This window comes from Arthrobacter sp. FW306-1B-F12A (genome assembly GCF_058781865.1).
Genome location: NZ_JBYSXD010000036.1, coordinates 12,928 through 34,353, shown reverse-complemented (window position 1 = coordinate 34,353; position 21,426 = coordinate 12,928). Strand labels below are relative to the sequence as shown.

Sequence of the window (21,426 nt, the reverse complement as noted above, 5' to 3'; positions counted from 1 at the left end):
TCAGTCAGTGCCGAGTTCGGCGATCTTGCCCTCGGCGTCGCCCTTGCCGCTCCGCTGACCGGCGACGACGACGGCGAGTCCAACCAGGATCAAGGCGAGTCCCGCATAGGTACCGGCCGGCAGGGTCTCGTGCAAGAAGACGGCAGCGAGAATGGCTGCGCCCGGAATCTCCAGCAGGATGATCATGGACACCAGGAGCGGGCTCATGGTCGCCAGGAGATGGTTGAAGGCGGTGTGGCCCACCAGTTGTGCACACACGGTGATGGCCACGATCCCCAGCCAGCCGCCGGCGTCGAACCCTACAAGCGGCTGGCCGCCCGTGATGGCGAGCACAGCGACGATGGCCGCACAGATCCCGTAGCAAAGCGTCGTATATGTTCCAATGCCCATGCTCTGGCGGGCTTTGCCTCCGGCCAAGGTATATAGGCCGGCCAGGGCGCCTCCGGCGAGAGCCAGGATGTCACCAAGAAAGGCTTTCGGGGAGGATCCCATATCGAAGCCCGTGATGGCGGCTACGCCGCCCAGCGCGATACCCAGGCCCACGAGGACCGGCCAGCGGTGCTTTGTGCCGCGGAGGAGCTGGAAGACGGCGATCCAGGCGGACTGCAGGCACACCAGGGCGGTAGCGGCCGCGACAGAGGTGAGTTGGAGCGCGGTGATGAAGCACGCGAAGTGGAAGGCCAGTGCCACTGCTGCCACAGCGGACCAGGTGAACTCGTTCCGGGTGATCTTGCGGAACTGGCGCGGCTCGCGGATCAGGACCGGCGAGGCCATGACGACCGCGGCGATCGCGTTGCGCCAAAAGGCGATAGCGAGTGCCGTGACGGAAGTAGCTCCAAGCGTTCCCGCGATGAGGGGTCCGGATGACGCGACGCCGAGCACACCCAAAGCAGCAACAATGAAGTTCACATTTCAACCTTAGTGGGGCGGTTAACGCAAAGAGTCCCGGTCATTTCTGACCGGGACTCTTTCCTATGGTGGAGGCACGGGGACTCGAACCCCGAACCCCCTGCTTGCAAAGCAGGTGCGCTACCAATTGCGCCATGCCCCCATAAGAAGCAACCCGTCCATACTACCCTAGTTCCTTCGATGGTTTTCGCCATCTCCAGGCGGGGCGCCTTTCGCTAGTCAACCGTGTCGGTTGCCTTGCTCCAGACTGTCTTCTGGGCTTCGGATTCCTGCACTTTTTTGTAGAGCAGGACGCCTGCGATCGCAGCTGCAACTACGAGCAACTTCTTCACATGCACCCCGTTCCGGTTCAGTTTCCTGAACCTTTAACAAAACCTGTGCAGGTTCCGTGGGCGTACCAGGACTTGAACCTGGGACCTCTTCGTTATCAGCGAAGCGCTCTAACCGCCTGAGCTATACGCCCCGATACCTCTTCGGGCCGAGACATGACTTTACAGCACATCCCGGCCCGATCTCAAATCGAGGTATTTTCACCACTGTTTTCCAGCAGTTTCCCCCAATTTCCGACCGATTGGGTCAGTCGTCGGTGAGGGTCACGCCAATGCCGCCCACGAGTGTTGCGGCAATGTTATAAAGCACGGCGCTCAGCATGGACAACGCAGTCAGTAGAACAACATTCACCACGGCAATGATGGTTGCGAACGAGGCAACCTGGCCGAGGGATGCGACCTTCTTGAGTTCGAAGCCGCCGCTTTCCGAGCCCGCCAGGGTGCCGAGAAGGCTGTCCACCTGGTTGAAAATGCCGGTGAGGTCCAGAACGGTCCAAAGCACGATTGCGGCAATCACGGTCACGATGCCCAAGGCAACGGACAACAGGAATGCCATCTTCAGGACAGACCACGGATCAACCTTGCTGACGAGCAGGCGCGCGCGGCGAACTTTCGCCTTAGGTGCCGGCTTCACGAGTCCGGGGGCCCCGGCGGCGGGCCGCTGCTGGCCCTGCACGGGGCGCTGGCCGGGCGCGGCGGGACGCTGACCCGCCGGGCGCTGGGTTCCCGCGGTTCCCGCGGTTCCCGCGGGACGCTGGCCAGGAACGGCGGGACGCTGACCGGGAACCGCCGGGCGCTGGCCTGGGACCCTTTCCGCGCCAGTTCCTGCCGCACCCGAGGCGGATGCCGCAGGGCGCTGCTGGGGACGGGCCGGTGCGTCTACCCGTGGAGTAGCCGACGGCTGCCGCAATCCTCCAGGGACACCCGTGCTTGGCTTGGGATATGAGTCCGAATTGCTCACTCGTTACCTCCGGTATTGTCTTCGTTCAGCTCGACGCCGGACCCATTACCGGATCCTGCGGCCGATCCCGATTCGGCCGTCGCGGTCGCCTGATCGGCGCCGCCGTTTGCAGCCAACGTTACGTCATCGTCCGCCTCGGACGTTCCTCCGGCGGGATTTTCGACGCTATTGACGCTTGAGGCGTCGTCGGTGCCCTCGCCCTGATCGTCGTCGGAGTCCTCGAGGCCGCGTTCGCTGTTGCGGGCCACCTCGATGATGCGGTCGTTCTTGTCAGGCTTCGCGAAGATGACGCCCATCGTGTCACGGCCCTTCGCAGGCACACCGGCCACGGCGGAGCGGACAATCTTTCCACCCTCCATGACCACCAGGACTTCGTCTTCTTCGTTGACGATTAACGCACCAACAAGGTCGCCTCGCTCTTCCTGAAGCTTGGCCACCTTGATGCCCAGGCCGCCACGTCCCTGGAGCCGGTACTCCTCGACGGCGGTGCGCTTGGCGTACCCGCCTTCGGTCACCACGAACACGAACGAACCGTCCTGGACCACGTCGGCCGCGAGGAGTTCGTCGTCTTCGCGGAACTTCATGCCGGTCACACCCGAGGTGGCGCGACCCATGGGGCGCAATGCCTCGTCGGTGGCCGTGAAGCGGATCGACTGGCCCTTGCGGGAAACCAGGAGGAGATCGTCCGTTTCGGACACAAGCTGCGCCGAGACAAGCTCGTCCTCGTCCCGAAGGTTGATGGCGATGACGCCGGCCGTGCGGTTGGTGTCGTAGTCTTCCAGGCGCGTCTTCTTCACAAGGCCGTTCTTGGTGGCGAGCACCAGGTACGGGGCTTGCTCGTAGTCGCGCAAGTCGAGGACCTGGGCGATGTGCTCGTCCGGCTGGAAGGCCAACAGGTTTGCCACGTGCTGTCCCTTGGCGTCGCGGCCGGCCTCGGCAAGCTCGTATGCCTTGGCCCGGTACACGCGGCCTAGGTTGGTGAAGAACAGCAACCAGTGGTGCGTCGTTGTGACGAAGAAGTGCTCCACGACGTCGTCGCCGCGAAGCTGGGCACCCTTGACCCCCTTGCCGCCCCGCTGCTGCGAACGATAGTTGTCGCTGCGCGTGCGCTTGACGTATCCGCCGCGGGTGATGGTGACCACCACTTCTTCCTCGGGGATGAGGTCTTCCATGGACATGTCGCCGTCGAAGCCCATGAGGATGTGGGTCCGGCGGTCATCACCGTGCTTCGCCACGATCTCGGCCAGTTCCTGGCTGATGATGTCGCGTTGGCGCTGTTCGGAGGCCAGGATCGAGTTGAATTCCGTGATCATGGCTTCAAGCTCGGCGTGCCTGTCCTGGATCTTCTGCCGTTCCAACGCGGCGAGCCGGCGGAGCTGCATGTCGAGGATGGCGCGGGCCTGGAGCTCGTCGATCTCCAGCAGACCCATCAGGCCGTCGCGGGCAGCCTCCGTGGTGTTGGAGGCCCGGATGAGTGCAATGACCTCATCCAGCATGTCCAGCGCCTTGAGCAGGGCGCGCAGGATGTGCGCCTCTTCCTCGGCCTTGCGCAGGCGGTAGCGGGTCCGGCGGACAATGACGCTCATCTGGTGGGCCACCCAGTGCCGGATGAAGGCGTCCAGGCTCAGCGTGCGGGGTACGCCGTCGACAATTGCCAGCATGTTGGCGCCGAAATTGTCCTGAAGCTGGGTGTGCTTGTAGAGGTTGTTGAGCACAACCTTCGCCACGGCGTCGCGCTTGAGCACGATTACGAGCCGCTGGCCTGTGCGGCCGGACGTCTCGTCGCGGAGGTCTGCGATGCCCTGGATCTTGCCGTCCTTGACCAGTTCGGCGATCTTGATGGCCAGGTTGTCCGGGTTTGCCTGGTACGGAAGTTCGGTGACCACGAGGCATGTGCGGCCCTGGAGTTCCTCGACGTTTACCACCGCGCGCATGGTGATGGAGCCGCGGCCAGTCCGGTACGCGTCCTCGATGCCCTTGTGACCGAGGATAGTGGCGCCGGTCGGGAAGTCCGGGCCCTTGATGCGTACAAGCAACGCCTCGAGCAGCTCTTCGCGGCTGGCTGTCGGGTTGGCCAGGTACCACTGCACGCCATCGGCAACTTCGCGGAGGTTGTGCGGCGGGATGTTAGTGGCCATGCCGACGGCGATGCCGGAGGAACCGTTGACCAGCAGGTTCGGGAAACGCGCCGGCAAGATGGTGGGTTCCTGGTTCTTGCCGTCGTAGTTGTCCTGGAAGTCGACGGTTTCTTCGTCGATGTCGCGCACCATCTCCATGGCCAGCTGGGCCATCTTGGTTTCGGTGTAACGCGGAGCCGCGGCGCCGTCGTTGCCCGGGGAGCCGAAGTTACCCTGCCCAAGAGCGAGCGGATAGCGCATCGTCCAGTCCTGGATGAGGCGGACCAAGGCATCGTAGATCGCGGTGTCACCGTGCGGGTGGTATTGGCCCATGACCTCGCCCACCACGCGGGCGCATTTGTTGAACGAGCGGTCCGGGCGGTAACCGCCGTCGAACATCGCGTAGAGCACTCGGCGGTGGACAGGCTTCAGGCCGTCGCGGACGTCCGGAAGCGCACGGCCAACGATCACGGCCATGGCATAGTCCAGGTAGGAACGCTGCATTTCCGTCTGCAGGTCCACCTGGTCCACGCGGTCAGTCAGCACGTCGCCCTCAAGTACGGGTTCCGGAATGCCGGCCGACTCGGCGGGAACCTCAGGTGTTTCTTCACTCATAGTTTATGATTTCCGTTTCAGGTATATGTCAGTACTGGAATATTCCTAGGGCTTTTGAAGTCTCTAGATATCCAGGAACCTGACGTCCTTGGCGTTCTGCTGAATGAAGTTCCGGCGCGACTCCACGTCCTCGCCCATCAGCACGGAGAAGGTCTGGTCCGCCGCCAGGGCATCGTCCATGGTGACCTGCAGGAGCGTGCGGTGGTCCGGGTCCATGGTGGTGTCCCAGAGTTCGGTGTAGTCCATTTCGCCGAGGCCCTTGTAGCGCTGGATGCCGTTGTCCTTCGGGATCCGGCGGCCGGCGGCCTGGCCGGAGACCAGCTTGGCGTCTCGTTCACGGTCGCTGTAGACGTAGTCGTGAGGGGCGTTCGACCATTTGATGCGGTACAGCGGCGGCTGGGCCAGATAGACATAGCCGTTCTCGATCAGCGGACGCATGTAGCGGAACAGCAACGTCATCAGCAGCGTCGTGATGTGCTGGCCGTCCACGTCGGCATCGGCCATCAGGACGATCTTGTGGTACCGCAGCTTGGAGATGTCGAAGTCCTCGCCGATGCCCGTGCCGAAGGCCGTGATCATGGACTGGACTTCATTGTTGCCGAGCGCCTTGTCCAGGCGGGCGCGCTCGACGTTCAGGATCTTTCCGCGCAACGGCAGGATGGCCTGGGTCTCGGGGTTGCGTCCACGCTTGGCCGAACCCCCGGCGGAGTCACCCTCCACGAGGTAGACCTCGCAGCGCGCGGGATCCTTTGAGGAGCAGTCGGACAGCTTGCCCGGCATACCGAAGGATTCCAACGGGCTCTTGCGACGTGCGTTGTCGCGGGCTTTGCGCGCGGCCATACGGGCCTGTGCCGCCTGGACAGCTTTGCGGATGACGTCTCGCGCCGGGCCCGGGTTTCGTTCCAGCCAGTCGCCAAGCTGGTCGGTGACCACCCGTTGGACGAAGCCCTTGACCTCGGAGTTACCCAGTTTGGTCTTGGTCTGGCCCTCGAACTGCGGTTCCGACAATTTCACGGAGATGACGGCTGTGAGGCCCTCCCGGATGTCGTCACCGGTCAGGTTGTCATCCTTTTCCTTGATGATGGTCTTCTCGCGCGCGTAGCGGTTGATGAGTGAGGTCATCGCGGCACGGAAACCTTCTTCGTGGGTGCCGCCCTCGTGGGTGTTGATGGTGTTGGCGTACGTGTGGACGCTCTCGGAATAGGCCGTGGTCCACTGCATCGCGACCTCGACGGCGATGTGCCGCTCAGTGTCCTCGGTTTCGAAGGCAATGACGTCCTCGTGGACGACGTCGACCTTCTTGTTCGAGTTGAGATGCTTCACGTAGTCGAGCAGGCCGTCGTCGTATTGATAAACGACCGTGCGGTGTTCGGCCGCCACTTCGCCTTCAGTCGCCACCGCGTCAAGATCCAGGTCGTCGTCGCCTGTTCCTGCGACGGGACGCTCATCCGTGAGGGTGATGCGCAGGCCCTTGTTGAGGAAGGCCATCTGCTGGAACCGGGCGCGGAGGGTTTCGAAATCGAAATCGGTGCTCTCGAAGATGGTGCCGTCCGGGTAGAACGTCTGGGACGTTCCGGTCTGGTCCGTTGCTTCGCCCTGGACGAGTCCACCCTGCGGCTTGCCGCCGTCGGCGAAGCTCATCCGCCAAACGTGGCCCTGGCGACGCACCTCGGTGTCAACCCTGCGCGAAAGCGCGTTGACAACGGAAATACCGACGCCGTGAAGGCCACCGGATACGGCATAGCCGCTGCCGCCGAACTTGCCGCCCGCGTGCAGGATGGTCATGACAACTTCGACCGTTGGCTTCTTCTCCGTGGGGTGCATGTCTACCGGGATGCCGCGGCCATCGTCCACGACCTTCACGCCGCCATCGGCCTGCAGAGTCACCTCGATGTGGCTGCAGTATCCGGCAAGCGCCTCGTCCACCGAGTTGTCCACCACTTCGTACACCAAGTGGTGGAGGCCGCGCGGGCCTGTGGATCCGATGTACATACCCGGGCGCTTACGCACCGCTTCGAGACCTTCAAGAACGGTAATGTCGCTCGCACCGTACTCCTTGGACCCCGAGGGGGTGTCAGGCTTATGGGCGTTCTCCTTCGCGGGATCTACTGCCAAGGTCTCTGCATTGTCGTTAGCCACAGGCGCTTTCGACTCCTCCGTGTTCGATGGTCGCCGGCCGTCACCGCACCAAGGAAGCACGTCCGTCAGGACACACCACAGGGATACGGCAGCCGCCAACAGGGACGTCACTGCTAACGCCGGCTACTTCGTCAATGGCGGATCCGCTTATACAAGTGCTGTTCAGCAGAGCCAATCAACGTTCACCGGCGCCCAGTTGTCTATGCCGATTCTATCGTGACTGGGCGCAGTTCCTTGCAAAACCCGGCCCTTATGCTCAGGAAAGTAGCTCTGGGAGGCCGCTGGCCCCATCTGCAAGCCGCCAAAAGAGCACCCTCTAGGGAGCTGTACGGTCCGGGGAGGTTTCTCGCCCCTGTGCGCCGTTCAAGCAAATGCGCCAATATGGGCGCGGGGGAAGTTACCCGTAGGTATCCCGAGGGCCCCGCCCATTGACGCTTCGGCCGCCCTTCCGCCAACTCGGTGCAGTGGGGGCGAGCACCTGAATGGAGGTCACCACTCCGTCTCCGAGTTCCTTTCGGAACATGTCCAGGAGGCTTGTACTCAGGAGCCTGAGCTGCGTTGCCCACGCCGTGGAATCGCAGCGGACATGGAGCGTGGTGTCGGTGAAGCTCTCCGGAGTGCAATGCGCGGAGATCTCCGGTCCTACCAAGGCATCCCATTCGGCCATCACGGAACCGACAGCTACTGGAGACGTCCAGCCGCGTTCAGCCACGAGCCTCCCGACGACTTTCCCCAAGCCAAGCGGATCCCGGCCGCTGCCGTGGAATTGGCTGAATCCGCGGGTGTCGCGGACGCCCTTGCGTTTGGAAGCGGCGCCCGTCCGCGGGGCAGCGCGGCGGATTTCGCCACGTGCTGCGGCCGCTTCGCGCATCCGGTTCAAAGCTGATTGGGCAGCGTCGATCTCGTCAGGGTCCCTGCCCGGCTGGCGTCCGCCGGGGCTATCCTTCTCCATCAATGCCTCCGGGCACAACCTTCACGCGCCGCCCCGCCAGTTCCTCGGGAATGTCGGCGTCGACGGCGGCCGTCACCAGCACCTGTTCGGCACCGGCCACTATTGCAGCCAGTTTACGCCTGCGCTGCACGTCCAGTTCAGCGAACACATCGTCGAGGATGAGGATCGGAGCAGAACCGCCGGTTCGGGTGTCATCGAGCATGACGTAGTAGGAGGCCAAGCGCAGGGAGAGGCACATGGACCATGTTTCGCCATGGGAGGCATAGCCCTTGGCCGGAGCTTGGCCCAGAACCAGCTCGAGTTCGTCGCGGTGGGGTCCGACCAGGGAGATCCCGCGCTCCAACTCCTTCCGGCGCGAGGCCGCGAAAGCCTGGACATAGCGCTCGGTGAGTTGTTCCACGGACAATGTGCGGAGGTCCTCAACCCCCTCCGAACCTTCCGCGAGACCCTCGGCGGGACCGCCGTCGTCGTCCAACACGCCCTGGATGGTAGATCGATAGACCGCGCCCGCTTCCTTCGATCCGTCGGTCAGCTGGGCGTATGCGCTCTTGAGGTGGGGTCGAAGCAGTTCCACGAGTTCCAGCCGTGCATGCAGGAGCTCGGCACCGGCCCGCGCCATGTGCTGGTCCCACACATCGAGCGTTGCTTCGTGGCCCGAGGTGAATTTCCCGGTGCGGGCAGATTTCAACAAAGCGTTGCGCTGTTTGAGCACGCGGTCGTAGTCGCTGCGGGTGGCCGCGTGCACCGGCATGAGGCTGACCAGCAGTTCGTCCATGAAGCGCCTGCGGTTGGACGGATCACCCTTGACCAAGGCAAGGTCTTCCGGGGCGAAAAGCACCGTCTGGCAAATGCCCAGGATGTCGCGGGCGCGCACAGGATTTCCGCGGTTGATCCGGCCGCGGTTGGCACGGCCGGCGTTGATCTCGAGTTCGACCACGGTCGATTGTTCACCGCGAACAAGCTTCGCCCGGATCAAGGCGCGCTCCGTGCCGAAGCGCAGGAGGGGCGCATCCGTACTCACGCGGTGCGAACTCAAGGTGGCCAGGTATCCGATGGCCTCCATGAGGTTCGTCTTGCCGATGCCGTTGGACCCCACCAGGACCGTCACACCGGGACCGAGCTTGAGGTCAACCTGCGCGTAGCTGCGGAAATCGGTCAGCGAAAGATGTTCGAGGTACACGCGTACTGCTGGTGGGCCGGGGCCTAGTTGGCCGGACGGGTGGCGTGGCCGCCGAATTGGTTGCGCAGCGCAGACACCATCTTCATGGCCGGGGAGTTGTCTTCACGCGAGGAGAAACGGGCGAAGAGCGCAGCGGTGATTGCCGGCGCAGGGATCGCGTTGGCAATGGCTTCTTCAACGGTCCAGCGGCCTTCACCGGAGTCCTCGACGTAGTCTCCGATGGAGGCCAGTCCCGGATCTTCGTCCAAGGCTTTGACCATGAGGTCCAGTAGCCAAGAACGGACAACGGTGCCTTTTTGCCACGCACGGAAGGTGCCGGGAAGGTCTTTGATGATGTCCTTGGCGGCGAGCAGTTCGTAGCCCTCGGCGTAGGCCTGCATCAGGCCGTATTCGATCCCGTTGTGGACCATCTTGGCGTAGTGGCCTGCTCCGACGCCGCCGACGTGGACGAAGCTGTCGGCGCGATCGCCTTCGGGACGGAGTGCGTCGAATACCGGCATGGCGAGTTCGATGTCTTCATCCGCGCCGCCTGCCATGAGTCCGTAGCCGTTTTGCAAGCCCCAGACGCCTCCTGAAACACCGCAATCGGCGAAGCGGATGTCCTTGGAGGCCAGGAAAGTGGCGTGTTTTTGGTCTTCAGTGAAGCGTGAGTTGCCGCCGTCGATCACCATGTCCCCGGCGGAAAGCTTCTCGCCGAGTTCGCTGATCACGGCATCGGTGATCTCGCCGGAGGGAACCATGACCCACACCAGGCGCGGCGCCGGAAGGGCAGCGATCAGTTCGTCAACGGACGCGACGTCGGCGATGTCCTGATTGCGGTCGAAGCCAGTGACCTCGATTCCGCCCTTCCGCATGCGTTCGCGCATGTTGAAACCCATTTTTCCAAGGCCGATCAGTCCGATGTGCACGGGGTGAACTCTTTCCTGCGTTGGTGGTTTTGGTCTTGACCCGACTGACTCGCATTTGTTGTCGTTTTGGGCGCCCAGAACGACAACTAATGCGAGCTAGTTGGGGAGGCGGACAGGCATCACGAGGTAGCGGTAGTCGCCTTTGTCATCGCCGTCGGCGTCAACTTGGGCGGTGATCATGGCCGGCTTCGGTGCCGTGGTGAAGGAGAAGCGCACGAACTTGGTCTCGATCACGCTCAGGCCTTCCACCAGGTAGTGCGGGTTGAACGCTACCGTGATGTCTTCGCCGCTGAGCTGGGCTTCCAGTTCCTCGGAGGCCTGCGCATCTTCGCCGGTACCGGCGTCCAGACTCAGCTGGCCCTGCGTGAACGCCAGGCGAACCGGGGTGTTCCGTTCGGCCACCAAGGACACGCGGCGAACGGCTTCAACGAGTTCCTGCGTTTGGACCGTTGCGTGGATCGGCGTGGAATCCGGGAACAAGGACCGAATCTTGGGGTAGTCGCCGTCAACGAGCAATGAAGTGGTGGTGCGCCCGCCGCTTTCGAAGCCAATCAGGCGGCTGTCGTCGTCGGCGAGGGCGAGATGGATGTCACCGCTGCCGCCGAGAGTCTTGGCTACCTCGTTGAGGGTCTTGGATTTCACCAAGGCACTCGTGGAAATTCCCGGGGTGACGGGCTTCCACGGTACTTCCCTCATGGCGAGGCGGTACCGGTCCGTGGCGAGGAGGGTGATCATGTCATCCTCGATCTCCATCCGGACACCGGTGAGGATCGGCAGGGTGTCATCCCTGCTGGCGGCGATGATGACCTGCGAAACGGCCTGGGCGAAGGCGTCGCCGGGCAGGGTTCCGCTGATGGCGGGAAGCGCCGGAAGCGGCGGATATTCGGATTCCGGCATCGTGGCGAGATGGAAGCTGCTTCGACGGCATGTGAGGGTGACCTTGCTGCCATCGGTTTCGATGTCGACGGGAGCCGAGGGCAGGCTGCGGCAGATATCGGCCAGGAGCCGTCCGGAAACCAGGATGGTTCCTTCGGTGGTGATGTCAGCTGGAATCTCGAGACGGGCGGAGGTCTCGTAATCGAAGCTCGAGAGGCTCACTGTTCCGGCTTCCGCCTTGAGCAGGAGACCTGAGAGTACCGGGACGGGCGGCCGCGGAGACAAGGACCGGGCTGTCCATGTGACGGCTTCTGCCAGGACATCCCGCTCGACTCTGAACTTCACGGAAGGGTGCCGCCTTTCATTGCTGCTGCCAGTGTTCCACCGGAAACTCCCCCAGGAGCCCCGAAAACCAGCGCCCGGAACCCGAACGCTGCATGGTCCGCACTGAGCGAACTACAAAGCAGCGCCAAGGATGGACGCGATGCAGACAGCTTAGCCGGAACTTCGGGCATTAACCCATCCCCGGCCTGCTGGCTTGTGGTTAGAAGCAGCCGCGGGCTGCGTCGGTGGGTGGGCGGAAGGAGATTGTTATTTGAGGGAATTCATTTTTTTGGGATTAGTAGTGTTAATAACCCCTGTGGAAACTGTGGATAACCGTCCCTGGACCCGCAGTTCCGCGGTTAAGGCCTGTTCACGATATGTGGGTGACAGGGGTTTTAAACAGGGTGTGGACGTGGATAACCCCCAGGGCCGTTTTTAACGATCCACAGACGGCTTAAGGGTTTTAAGCCCATTAACCGCGCTTGTCCCCTTAAGTATCCACAGGCTTATCCACATGCGCCTGTTAATAAGGTATGTAGTACCTCGAGCGAGCCGGCTCAGGAATCGCGTTGCTGCTGCTTGATGCGGTTGGTCAGCTCAGTCACCTGGTTGTAGATCACACGGCGCTCGGCCATCAGTTCGCGAATCTTGCGATCTGCGTGGATCACTGTGGTGTGGTCACGGCCGCCAAGCTCCTGGCCGATCTTCGGCAGGGACATGTCGGTGAGCTCGCGGCACAGGTACATGGCGATCTGCCGTGCGGTCACCAAGGTGCGCGTCCGGGACTTGCTGCAAAGCTCTTCCATGCTGAGCTTGAAGTACTCGGCCGTCTGCTTCAGGATCTGGTCGGCCGTGATCTCCTGGGCGCCGTCGTCGGTGATCAGGTCCTTCAGCACCATTTCGGCGAGGGCCACATCCACGGGCTGGCGGTTGAGGCTGGCGAAGGCAGTGACGCGGATCAGCGCGCCTTCGAGCTCGCGGATGTTGCTGGAGATCTTGGAAGCGATGTACTCCAAGGCGTCGTCAGGTGCGGACAGTCCCTCGCTCTGGGCCTTCTTGCGGAGGATCGCAATACGGGTTTCGAGTTCCGGCGGCTGGATATCGGTCAGAAGGCCCCACTCGAAGCGGGACTTCATGCGGTCCTCGAAGCCGGCAAGCTGCTTGGGCGGGAGGTCCGAGGTGATGACCACTTGCTTGTTGTTGTTGTGCAGTGCGTTGAAGGTGTGGAAGAACTCTTCGAGCGTCCGGTCCTTGCCAGCCAGGAACTGGATGTCATCGATCAGGAGCACGTCGACGTTGCGGTACGTGGTCTTGAAGCTGGCGCCTTCGTCGTCCCGGATGGAGTTGATGAAGTCGTTGGTGAACTCTTCGGAATTCACGTAGCGCACCCGGATGCCGCTGTAGAGCCGGCGGGCGTAGTGGCCGATCGCGTGCAGCAAGTGCGTCTTGCCGAGTCCGGAGTCACCGTAGATGAACAGCGGGTTGTAGGCCTTTGCCGGTGCTTCCGCGACCGCGACGGCGGCAGCATGGGCGAAGCGGTTGGAAGAACCTATGACGAAGGTGTCAAAGACGTACTTCGGGTTCAGCCGGCCGAATTCGTGCGAAGTACTCGGCGGGGTGGGCTGTGGCTTGGATTCCACGGCCAGGTCGTTCACGGAGGAGAGTTCGACGGCGGGGGCAGGCTCTTCGTGGATGGGCACTAGATCCGTGTCGACGTCGATCGCGCACCGGATGTCGTCGGAAAAGACGCTGCGGAGGGCGTCATCGAGGGCGTCCTTGACTTGCGTCTGGAGAACCTCGCGGGTCAACTCGTTGGGTACGGCCACCAGGAGCGTGGAGCCGATCAGGCCCTGTGCCTGGGCAAGGATAACGAAACCACGCTGCCGGGGTGTGACGCGATCGTCTTGTTCCAGCAGGCTCAGCACCCGCCGCCAGGAACTTCCGACCGTGTTGGCGTGGTTGGCTTCGTCTACCGTCATCAATTGGTTCCCTCGAGTGCTTGCTTGCCTGGATTGCGGCAGCCGAAGGTCCAAACCATGAGTGGATTCCGAACCGAATCCACAGGGTTATGCACAGTCCGTGGATAATCGGCTACTGAGACACTCTAGGGGATGGAAACTCCAGAAGATAGCTGGGAAGAGGCTTGTGGATAATTACACGGTTGTGGTTCTGAAACGGGGTCTGTGACCGGCTTCATCCACAGGCTGGGGGTGTACTTAGCCACAGCTGGGGATAGCGGGCACCGAGGCTCCCAGTTTGACCTTGGGGGTCTTTTTGCCCTAACGTTGTGAAGTCCTATGTGTCCGCTTTTTGACCACCCGCACTTCCGGTAAATCCGGCGTTGGGCGGCGGCGGATACTCAATAAACTTAGCGTCGGCCAGTTCTTCCCCTTTTGATCGGGTGGGCGCACCTTTGATCCACTGGAGTAACTAACGTGAGCAAGCGGACTTTTCAGCCGAATAACCGCCGTCGGGCCAAGAAGCATGGCTTCCGCCTTCGTATGCGCACCCGTGCCGGCCGCGCCATCCTGGCCGCCCGTCGTGGCAAGGGCCGCGTCGAACTGTCGGCCTAAATAACTGACTCGTCGGTCAGCCTTCCAAGCGAGTCAATAGGTGCTAGCCACCCGTAACCGTCTGCGGACTTCTACCGACTTTTCAACAACTGTACGTTCCGGCGTCCGCAATGGACGCCGGAACTTAGTGTTATATACGGCACCTATCGGTGCCGGAGAACCGAGCCGCATCGGCTTCATCGTTTCCAAAGCTGTCGGGAACGCTGTGACCAGGAACCTCGTTAAGAGGAGACTGAGAGAAGCAGGTGCTTTGTCCTTGAAAAGGCATGGCACGGGTCTTGCTGTTGTGGTCCGGGCGTTGCCGGCGGCTGCGACGGCGAGCTGGGACCAGCTGCTGACGGATTACAACGCCGCCTTGGCGGCAACCACGAAACGGCTCGGCGGATCCTCTCCGCGGGTTGTTTCGCCCACCCAGGGCACCACAACGGAAGGGACACCGCGTGCATGAGCTGAGCTCCGCCGTCGTCCGCTTCTTTAGAGTCGCTCCGAGGATCCTCGGAACATTTCTGTGGGAGCTGCCGCGCAACGTCCTCATCATCTTGTTGAAGACGTACCGCAAGATCATCTCTCCCTTATACGGCCAGGTATGCCGGTTCTTCCCATCCTGCTCGGCATATGCCCTCGAAGCGGTGACGGTACATGGTGCCGTCAAGGGAAGTTGGCTCGCAGTGCGGCGCCTTGCGCGGTGCCACCCCTGGAACGCCGGCGGCGTGGACCACGTCCCCGCCGGACATCGTCACTGGCCCGAAGGCCAGACGCCCACAATTGTTGTACTGAACAACCCGGACCAGTTCCTGGCTGTGTGGTCTGATGAAGACGGTCGCCGCACAGCGGCCTGAGGAAATAGGGAAAACGTATGGACATCTTTGGAACAATTCTGGCCCCGTTCAAGTGGCTAGTGTCCGCGATCATGCTGGGGTTCCACGACGGGCTGAGTTTCATCGGCCTGCCGCCGGAAAACGGCTGGACCTGGACACTGTCCATCATCGGCCTGGTGCTGGTGATCCGTGCCGCCCTGATCCCTGTCTTCGTCAAGCAAATCAAGGCACAGCGCGGTATGCAGCTGCTTCAGCCCGATCTGAAGAAGATGCAGGCGAAGTACAAGGGGAAGACGGACCAGCTCTCCCGCCAGGCGATGGCGCAGGAACAGATGGCGCTGTACAAGAAGCACGGCACCAACCCGTTCTCCGCTTGTTTGCCCATGCTGATCCAGATGCCGTTCTTCTTCGCGCTGTTCCAGGTGCTTTCCGGTATTACCCAGGCCCGCCAGGCCGGCCAGGGTATTGGAGCCTTGAGCCATGAGCAGGTGGTGCAGTTCGACGAATCCAGCATCTTCGGCGCTCCCCTGTCCGCGTCCCTGCTTCACGGCGGCCCTGCGGGTACCGACCAGACGGTTGTGTGGATACTCTCCATCGTGATGATCCTGGCCATGACGGCGTCGCAGTTCATCACGCAGAAGCAGATCATGGCCAAGAACATGTCCGAAGAGGCCATGGCCAGCCCGTTCATGCGCCAGCAGAAGATGATGCTGTACATCCTGCCGCTCGTCTTCGGCGTCGGTGGCATCAACTTCCCGATCGGTGTGCTCATCTACTGGACCACTACCAACCTATGGACCATGGGCCAGCAGTTCTTTGTCATCCGCCGCATGCCGACGCCGGGATCCCCCGCAGCCAAGGCACTCGCTGAGCGTCGCGCCGCCAAGGGCCTGCCGTCCATCCCGCTCCTGGGCGGCAAGAAGGACGCAGACGTCGCTGCCGAGGTGGCCGCCGTCGAGGTCAAGGCACAGCAGCGCATCCAGCCACAACGTAAGAACAGGAAGAAGAAGTAATGTCTGTTGAAAGCACCGAAGAGGCAACGGCCACTGCCGCCGAGGAATTGGCGGAAGCCGCGGAAGAAACTTCCGAAGAGGGCGCTGCTGCCGGTAAGGGCACTTCCGTGAGCCGCCTCGAGGAAGAGGGCGACGTCGCCGCAGACTACCTTGAGGAACTCCTCGACATTGCCGACATCGACGGCGACATCGACATTGAGATCCGCAATGGCCGCACCTACATCTCGATCGCAGCCGAAGACGACTCCGAGGGCCTTGAGAGCCTGGTAGGACGCGACGGTGAAGTGCTCGAAGCCCTTCAGGAACTCGCGCGCTTGTCCGTGCTGTCCGCGACCGAGAACCGGTCCCGCCTGGTGCTCGACATCAATGGCTACCGCAAGGAACGCGCCGGCGATCTGCAGCAGATTGCCGAAGACGCCGTGGCGAAGGTCAAGGAAACCGGCGCCCCTGTGGCACTCGAACCCATGAGCGCCTACGAACGCAAGATTGTGCACGACGCTGTTGCGGACCTCGGTTTCGTCTCCGAGTCCGAGGGCGAAGGCGCCGGCCGCCACATCGTGGTTTCGGCCGACTAACGGATCATGGTTGAAATCACGGCAGCCGAACTGCAGGCGGCAGAGAAGATTTTCGGTGACCGGCTTGGCCTCGCCCAGCGGTACGTAGAACATTTGGCGACATCGGGAACCGAGCGCGGGCTGATTGGCCCGCGCGAGGTTCCCCGCCTATGGAGCCGGCACGTTCTCAATTGCGCCGTCATCGAGTCCGCGATTGCCCACGGAAGCCATGTTGCGGACGTCGGTTCCGGTGCGGGGCTTCCCGGCTTGTGCTTGGCGATTGCACGTCCCGATCTTGAACTCACGCTGATCGAGCCGCTGGAGCGGCGCGTCATTTGGCTTCAGGAAGTGGTGGACGACCTCGGGCTGGGCAACGTCACGGTCATGCGCACCCGCGCCGAGCTCGCAGTGGGCATGGTCGACGCGGACGTTGTCACGGCGAGGGCTGTCTCTGCCCTGTCCAAGCTTGCCGGCTTGACCATTCCTTTGCTTAACGGCAAGGGTGAAGTGGTTGCGATCAAGGGCCGCAGTGCTGCCGAGGAGATTGAGCAAGCAGCAAAAGTGATCCGCAGGCTCGGCGGCGTGGAAACGTCCGTTGTGGTTTGTGGGCAGGAGCTCCTGGAAGAACCCACCACAGTGGTGAGGATCGTCGTTAACAAACAGCGGAAGATCGCTTAGCTTCGGCGCTGTGTCCCGCGTGTCCGCAACTGAGCGGTTAAGCTAGAGAACGGCAGCTAGAGCCGAATGAGAGTGAGAGTGTGACAGTGGGCAGTAGCGAAACCTCCACCCAGCGGATCCCGCCATTTATTTCCTTGGGGTCGGCTCGGGCCATGGCTGCACCCTCGGCGTCTTTTGAATCTGCGCTGATGCGTACGAATTCGGTTGCGAACGCCGCTGTTTCACGTGAAACGCTGATCGTCGGACACGACAACGTCATGGACTCCATCGACGACTCCAGCCCTATCGCGCGGCAGCTCGCCAACGAAACCCGACGGCGCGAGCGCCTGGTGGGACGCGAGCTTCCCAAGCCGGAGAAGACCCGCATTTTCACCGTCTCCAATCAAAAAGGCGGCGTCGGAAAGACCACGACGACGGTCAATATTGCGGCTGCCCTCGCTTCCGCTGGGCTCAACGTCCTGGTGATCGACATCGATCCTCAGGGAAATGCGTCCACCGCGCTGGGTATTGAACACCACGCAGACGTCGACAGCATTTACGATGTGCTGATCAACGACCTTCCGCTGCGTGACGTTGTGGCTCCTTGCCCTGATATTCCGAATCTCATCTGTGCGCCGGCGACCATTCACTTGGCGGGCGCCGAAATCGAACTGGTCTCCCTCGTGGCACGCGAGCAGCGCCTGCGCCGGGCAATCGATGTCTATTCGAAGGAGCGCGCGAAGAACGGTGAAGGTCGCCTGGACTTCATCTTCATCGACTGCCCGCCCAGCCTGGGCCTGCTGACCGTCAACGCCTTCTGCGCGGCCAGCGAGGTACTCATCCCGATCCAGTGTGAGTACTACGCCTTGGAGGGCCTGAGCCAGCTCCTCAAGAACATCGAAATGATCCAGAAGCACCTCAATGCTGATCTGGTCGTTTCCACCATTCTCCTCACCATGTACGACGGCCGCACCAATCTGGCCGCGCAGGTGGCTTCCGAAGTCCGTCAACATTTCCCGAACCAGGTTCTTGGCGCAGTGGTTCCCCGCTCCGTGCGTATCTCGGAGGCTCCGAGCTACCAACAGACGGTAATGACCTACGATCCGTCTTCCAGCGGCGCGTTGTCCTACATGGAAGCCGCCGCGGAAATCGCCGAGCGCTAGACTTCCTTAATCACTGCAATATCCTTGGCGGGCTCTATTCTTGCCATTCCACCGGAGGGACATACTAATGAGCGAAAAGCGACGAGGCCTGGGTAGGGGTCTTGGGGCTCTCATTCCCAGCTCCGCTTCGGCCGGTGCATCGGGCAATGGCGTTCCGGCGTCCCGCCCCGTGGACCTCTTCTTCCCTGAGGCGCGCAAAGCCCCGGAGGCGGTGGATACGCCTGAGGTGCCTGAAACCGAAGTAGCGAAGAGTTCCCCCTCTCGAGGCTCTTCGTCCAAGAGTACGACGGCGGCAAAGACGCCTGCTGCGAAGTCGCCATCCGCGAAGGTCACCACTGGTGAAGACCCGTCCGCGTCCGAACCGTCCGAGGCTCCTGCCGCTGCTGCTGGGAAAGCAGTTTCTGAATTCGCTCCGACAGAAGCGTCCGAGGTCCAGCTGGTCGAGGTTCCCGGCGCGCGCTTTGCCGAAATCCCGGTCGGGGACATTCATCCCAACCGCAAGCAGCCCCGCAGCGTCTTCGATGAGGACGACATGGCGGAGCTGGTTCACTCCGTCAAGGAAATAGGCGTTCTCCAGCCAATTGTTGTACGTACTTCAACCGAAAAGGGTGGAGAACCGTATGAGCTGGTGATGGGTGAGCGTCGATGGAGGGCTGTACAGGCTGCCGGGCTCGAAACTATCCCGGCGATTGTCCGCGATACCAACGATGACGATCTCCTCCGTGATGCTTTGCTGGAGAACCTCCACCGGAGCCAACTGAACCCCTTGGAAGAAGCAGCTGCTTACCAGCAGCTCCTGGAAGACTTCGGCACCACACACGAGCAGCTGGCTGATCGAATCGGACGTTCGCGTCCCCAGGTGTCCAACACGCTCCGTCTCCTCAAGCTTCCTCCCTTGGTGCAACGGCGCGTTGCAGCCAGCGTGCTCTCGGCCGGCCACGCTCGTGCGCTGCTCGCTCTCCCGGACGCAGCCGCGATGGAGCGTCTCGCTCAGAAGATTGTCTCCGAGGGTATGTCCGTACGGGCTACCGAGGAAGCAGTCGCGTTGTACCAGGATCCTACGGTGCCGCCCAAGAACAGCATCCCGCGCCCCAATGCACGCCATGAGCGTCTCGACTACCTTGCTTCCTCCCTTTCGGATCGACTCGACACAAACGTCAAGATCACCTTGGGTGCGCGTAAGGGCCGGGTCAGTATTGAGTTCGCGAGCGTTGAAGATCTGAACCGCATCATGGATGTATTGTCGCCCGGGGACGAAGGCTAGTCGCTGGATCTCTACGGAATCGGGGTTTGCTTCTAATGGGGCAAGCCCCCTTTTTCGTTTAACGGTCGATCGAGGCGGGAATCGACATTCGGAGGATATCCGGCCACGTTTCTCGCGCTGACTGGCGACGATTCGCTCCGCGGATGCCCTCGATGTGCATCCGGGGGCTGTGGATGGCTTTTGCAGCAAACTGGGATCCGTTGCCCTTTCTACAAACGGGGTCAGATGACGGCCGCCCTTGCCTGGAATGGAGCAAGCCGCCACCCGCTCTTCTCAACGATGCTTCGCTGTAAGACTTTCCGCTGCGTCTTATCCCTCGTACGTGGCGCGCCTTCGCGCCCGCGGGGTCGGCGGCAAGCGATCTTCCCGTTTGGAACGATCGGGGCTGCTGCGGATCTAGTCGGGTGTTTCACGCGAAACGAACAGACTTTAGTGCACAGAAGGCAAGAGTCCGCTTATCGTTGACCGGATGAGCTGCAGTTCGAGTCTCTAGTAGGCGATTGAATACTTGGGCGCCTTCTTCCCTGCATCCCTTTCGCACTGATTGAGAGGTCGCCTCCGCTCCTGGCGTGTTCGAGATATGCTCCTTCATGCCTAGCCGCCAGGTTCCTTATGGGCCCATACCCCGGCGTTTCACGTGAAACAACACAGCTTGCCGGCCGTCAGATTGACCGTCACCCGGATCTCCCTCGGCTAGAGCGCAGGGGCTTCGCCAACATTTCGCTGCGGACTCAGGTATCTGCTGTCCTGGATCGATTTGTTCTCTGGCGTTCGGTTCAGCTTCGTCCCCTTCTCTCGTGTTGTACCCGCGCGAGGCGGACTTGTGGACAAGAGCTGAACAACGTCCAGCTGACATGTCGTGCGCGCAGAGATCGCGACCATGCCGATCAACGGCACCCGGTATTTAGGGATGGTTCAGAATGCGGGAGCAGCCAGTTAGGGACTCCTTCCCCGCACAGCAGTGGCCACTGTTTCACGTGGAACAGGAAGAGCACCAGACGAGGCCTCGCATAGCTGGAGTTCGGCTAGTCCCCGTGAGCTCGTTTGGTTAGGGCACTAGTCTGCCAGTGGGCCTGTAGCCAGTGCTTCTGTAGTGGATAGCGACTTGCTCTGTTTCACGTGAAACGAAGCGGCGCAGTCTGGGCTGTGGGGTTCAGGGCCAGACACCTAAGGTAATTGGTAGTCGACTCGCATAACGACGTGAATCCCCAAGACGCGGCTTCGTAGCGTGTCTCACCGGCTGGTGGTTTTCCGCTTTGGTTCTTTCAATTCACCATCCATAAGGTGATGCTTCGGCATTTCGACGCCGCCATCTGGCCTGTCAAAGGAGCTGGCGCTCTGGCCTAAAGCCACTGAGCGAAACCTCCAGATGGTGGCGATGGCCCGATGATGCCTTCGCATCCGCCATTCTCGAGCGCCGAACTGACTCCTTTCGGCGCTAGCCTCCCCCTGTGGTGGACTACGATCACACTCAGCGCCAGGCCAGTTGGCTGCGCGCGGAAGGCCAAGAAGTAGTTCTGTTGGGCGCTTGATGCCGGCAATCGCGCGTCCGTTCAGCTTCCTCCTCCAATTCCCCTCCAGCGTGAGGTGGGCTTCAATAGCGCTCTGCTCGCGTCAGGTGCAGGCGGGTGCGCGGCTCACTGTGGCGGTTGGGCACCAATAGATGCAATGCAGAAAGGTGCTCTGCGAGTCTTGAACGCCGAAGGATCAGGGGCCGGTCACGGTGTGTGGGAAGGTTGCGGCGGAGTTGCCTCCGACAGCGCAGCGTCACGTGACGGGTTGTAGTTCTCTTGCCGGAGGTGTCTGTCGCATGCGTCGACGACCGATGACGGCAAGCGTAAGGTTCGGATCGAGCCCATGCTGAACCCTCGTGAACTCCGACACATGCGACGCGCGGTCAAGGTCGGCGCTCGGATACCGGTTCCCTGTTTGGATACAAGGTGAGATCGATACAAGCAAAGTGCCCTCTGGGTAGATTGCATCTCGCTCCGGAACAATAGGCCGGTCCGGTCTGGGTAGACATCAACGTTGTTCCATGCCCGATGCAGGTAAGCAGGCAAGACTGCTCACAAAC

18 protein-coding genes and 2 tRNA genes are annotated in these 21,426 nt (G+C 61.8%); 8 read left to right on the top strand and 12 right to left on the bottom strand.

Going from position 1 to position 21,426, the window contains the following annotated elements:
• From AC3WJU_RS16155 to dnaA, 12 genes are all read right to left on the bottom strand, one after another.
• A complete protein-coding gene (locus tag AC3WJU_RS16155; RefSeq protein ID WP_284988564.1) occupies positions 1 to 909 on the bottom strand; it encodes a DMT family transporter in 909 nt (302 codons plus the stop codon).
• Between the two features lie 66 nt (positions 910 to 975).
• Positions 976 to 1,051 (bottom strand) — tRNA-Ala (locus AC3WJU_RS16150).
• A gap of 73 nt (positions 1,052 to 1,124) precedes the next feature.
• Entirely contained in the window at positions 1,125 to 1,241 is a 117-nt protein-coding gene (locus AC3WJU_RS16145; RefSeq protein ID WP_216363197.1) for a DLW-39 family protein, read from the bottom strand.
• 57 nt (positions 1,242 to 1,298) lie between these two features.
• Positions 1,299 to 1,372: transfer RNA gene (locus AC3WJU_RS16140), tRNA-Ile, on the bottom strand.
• 113 nt (positions 1,373 to 1,485) lie between these two features.
• A complete protein-coding gene (locus AC3WJU_RS16135; RefSeq protein WP_492260347.1) occupies positions 1,486 to 2,199 on the bottom strand; it encodes a DUF3566 domain-containing protein in 714 nt (237 codons plus the stop codon).
• Positions 2,196 to 4,931 (bottom strand): DNA gyrase subunit A, encoded by a 2,736-nt coding sequence (gyrA, locus tag AC3WJU_RS16130; RefSeq protein ID WP_306963406.1) that lies wholly within the window; start codon positions 4,929 to 4,931, stop codon positions 2,196 to 2,198. The genes AC3WJU_RS16135 and gyrA overlap by 4 nt, the downstream gene beginning before the upstream one ends.
• 63 nt (positions 4,932 to 4,994) lie before the next feature.
• The gene (gene gyrB, locus AC3WJU_RS16125) at positions 4,995 to 7,070 is read right to left on the bottom strand and encodes a DNA topoisomerase (ATP-hydrolyzing) subunit B (protein WP_492260346.1); all 2,076 of its coding nucleotides are present in this window, start codon (positions 7,068 to 7,070) and stop codon (positions 4,995 to 4,997) included.
• A gap of 397 nt (positions 7,071 to 7,467) precedes the next feature.
• Complete coding sequence (locus AC3WJU_RS16120; protein ID WP_492260345.1) at positions 7,468 to 8,022, bottom strand: DciA family protein; 555 nt, start codon at positions 8,020 to 8,022, stop codon at positions 7,468 to 7,470.
• Positions 8,009 to 9,202, bottom strand: a complete 1,194-nt coding sequence (gene recF / locus AC3WJU_RS16115) for a DNA replication/repair protein RecF (RefSeq protein ID WP_284988560.1) — start codon at positions 9,200 to 9,202, stop codon at positions 8,009 to 8,011. Before recF ends, AC3WJU_RS16120 begins: the two co-directional genes overlap by 14 nt.
• Positions 9,203 to 9,225: 23 nt before the next feature.
• Positions 9,226 to 10,110: a phosphogluconate dehydrogenase (NAD(+)-dependent, decarboxylating) gene (gene gnd, locus AC3WJU_RS16110; RefSeq protein WP_059388866.1), complete on the bottom strand. Its 885-nt coding sequence runs from the start codon at positions 10,108 to 10,110 to the stop codon at positions 9,226 to 9,228.
• A 96-nt stretch (positions 10,111 to 10,206) separates the two neighbouring features.
• Positions 10,207 to 11,331 carry a DNA polymerase III subunit beta gene (gene dnaN, locus AC3WJU_RS16105; RefSeq protein ID WP_059388865.1) on the bottom strand — a complete coding sequence of 375 codons (1,125 nt, stop codon included), beginning with the start codon at positions 11,329 to 11,331 and terminating at the stop codon, positions 10,207 to 10,209.
• A gap of 536 nt (positions 11,332 to 11,867) precedes the next feature.
• Positions 11,868 to 13,289 carry a chromosomal replication initiator protein DnaA gene (dnaA, locus tag AC3WJU_RS16100; RefSeq protein WP_059388864.1) on the bottom strand — a complete coding sequence of 474 codons (1,422 nt, stop codon included), beginning with the start codon at positions 13,287 to 13,289 and terminating at the stop codon, positions 11,868 to 11,870.
• Between the two features lie 456 nt (positions 13,290 to 13,745).
• Between dnaA and rpmH the strand changes: the two genes are divergently transcribed.
• The 8 genes from rpmH (at position 13,746) to AC3WJU_RS16060 (ending at position 19,352) form a co-directional block, all read left to right on the top strand.
• Entirely contained in the window at positions 13,746 to 13,883 is a 138-nt protein-coding gene (gene rpmH / locus AC3WJU_RS16095) for a 50S ribosomal protein L34 (RefSeq protein WP_011776797.1), read from the top strand.
• A 40-nt stretch (positions 13,884 to 13,923) separates the two neighbouring features.
• Complete coding sequence (rnpA, locus tag AC3WJU_RS16090) at positions 13,924 to 14,331, top strand: ribonuclease P protein component (RefSeq protein WP_084784496.1); 408 nt, start codon at positions 13,924 to 13,926, stop codon at positions 14,329 to 14,331.
• 1 nt (position 14,332) lies between these two features.
• Positions 14,333 to 14,722 (top strand): membrane protein insertion efficiency factor YidD, encoded by a 390-nt coding sequence (yidD, locus tag AC3WJU_RS16085; protein ID WP_306963491.1) that lies wholly within the window; start codon positions 14,333 to 14,335, stop codon positions 14,720 to 14,722.
• Positions 14,723 to 14,739: 17 nt separating this feature from the next.
• A complete protein-coding gene (gene yidC, locus AC3WJU_RS16080; RefSeq protein ID WP_059388863.1) occupies positions 14,740 to 15,714 on the top strand; it encodes a membrane protein insertase YidC in 975 nt (324 codons plus the stop codon).
• On the top strand, positions 15,714 to 16,289 hold the full coding sequence (locus AC3WJU_RS16075; protein WP_492260344.1) for a Jag family protein: 576 nt from the start codon (positions 15,714 to 15,716) through the stop codon (positions 16,287 to 16,289). The genes yidC and AC3WJU_RS16075 overlap by 1 nt, the downstream gene beginning before the upstream one ends.
• 6 nt (positions 16,290 to 16,295) lie before the next feature.
• Positions 16,296 to 16,946, top strand: a complete 651-nt coding sequence (rsmG, locus tag AC3WJU_RS16070; protein WP_059388861.1) for a 16S rRNA (guanine(527)-N(7))-methyltransferase RsmG — start codon at positions 16,296 to 16,298, stop codon at positions 16,944 to 16,946.
• Positions 16,947 to 17,032: 86 nt separating this feature from the next.
• Entirely contained in the window at positions 17,033 to 18,088 is a 1,056-nt protein-coding gene (locus AC3WJU_RS16065; RefSeq protein ID WP_253257323.1) for a ParA family protein, read from the top strand.
• A 67-nt stretch (positions 18,089 to 18,155) separates the two neighbouring features.
• Positions 18,156 to 19,352: a ParB/RepB/Spo0J family partition protein gene (locus tag AC3WJU_RS16060; protein WP_306963417.1), complete on the top strand. Its 1,197-nt coding sequence runs from the start codon at positions 18,156 to 18,158 to the stop codon at positions 19,350 to 19,352.
• Positions 19,353 to 21,426 lie beyond the last annotated feature (2,074 nt).

Coding starts and splice junctions, on each gene's coding strand:
- gyrA (WP_306963406.1), bottom strand. CDS start 4,931: ATGAGTGAAGAAACACCTGAGGTTCCCGCCGAGTCGGCCGGCATTCCG.
- AC3WJU_RS16120 (WP_492260345.1), bottom strand. CDS start 8,022: ATGGAGAAGGATAGCCCCGGCGGACGCCAGCCGGGCAGGGACCCTGAC.
- dnaA (WP_059388864.1), bottom strand. CDS start 13,289: ATGACGGTAGACGAAGCCAACCACGCCAACACGGTCGGAAGTTCCTGG.
- yidC (WP_059388863.1), top strand. CDS start 14,740: ATGGACATCTTTGGAACAATTCTGGCCCCGTTCAAGTGGCTAGTGTCC.
- AC3WJU_RS16075 (WP_492260344.1), top strand. CDS start 15,714: ATGTCTGTTGAAAGCACCGAAGAGGCAACGGCCACTGCCGCCGAGGAA.
- rsmG (WP_059388861.1), top strand. CDS start 16,296: ATGGTTGAAATCACGGCAGCCGAACTGCAGGCGGCAGAGAAGATTTTC.
- AC3WJU_RS16060 (WP_306963417.1), top strand. CDS start 18,156: ATGAGCGAAAAGCGACGAGGCCTGGGTAGGGGTCTTGGGGCTCTCATT.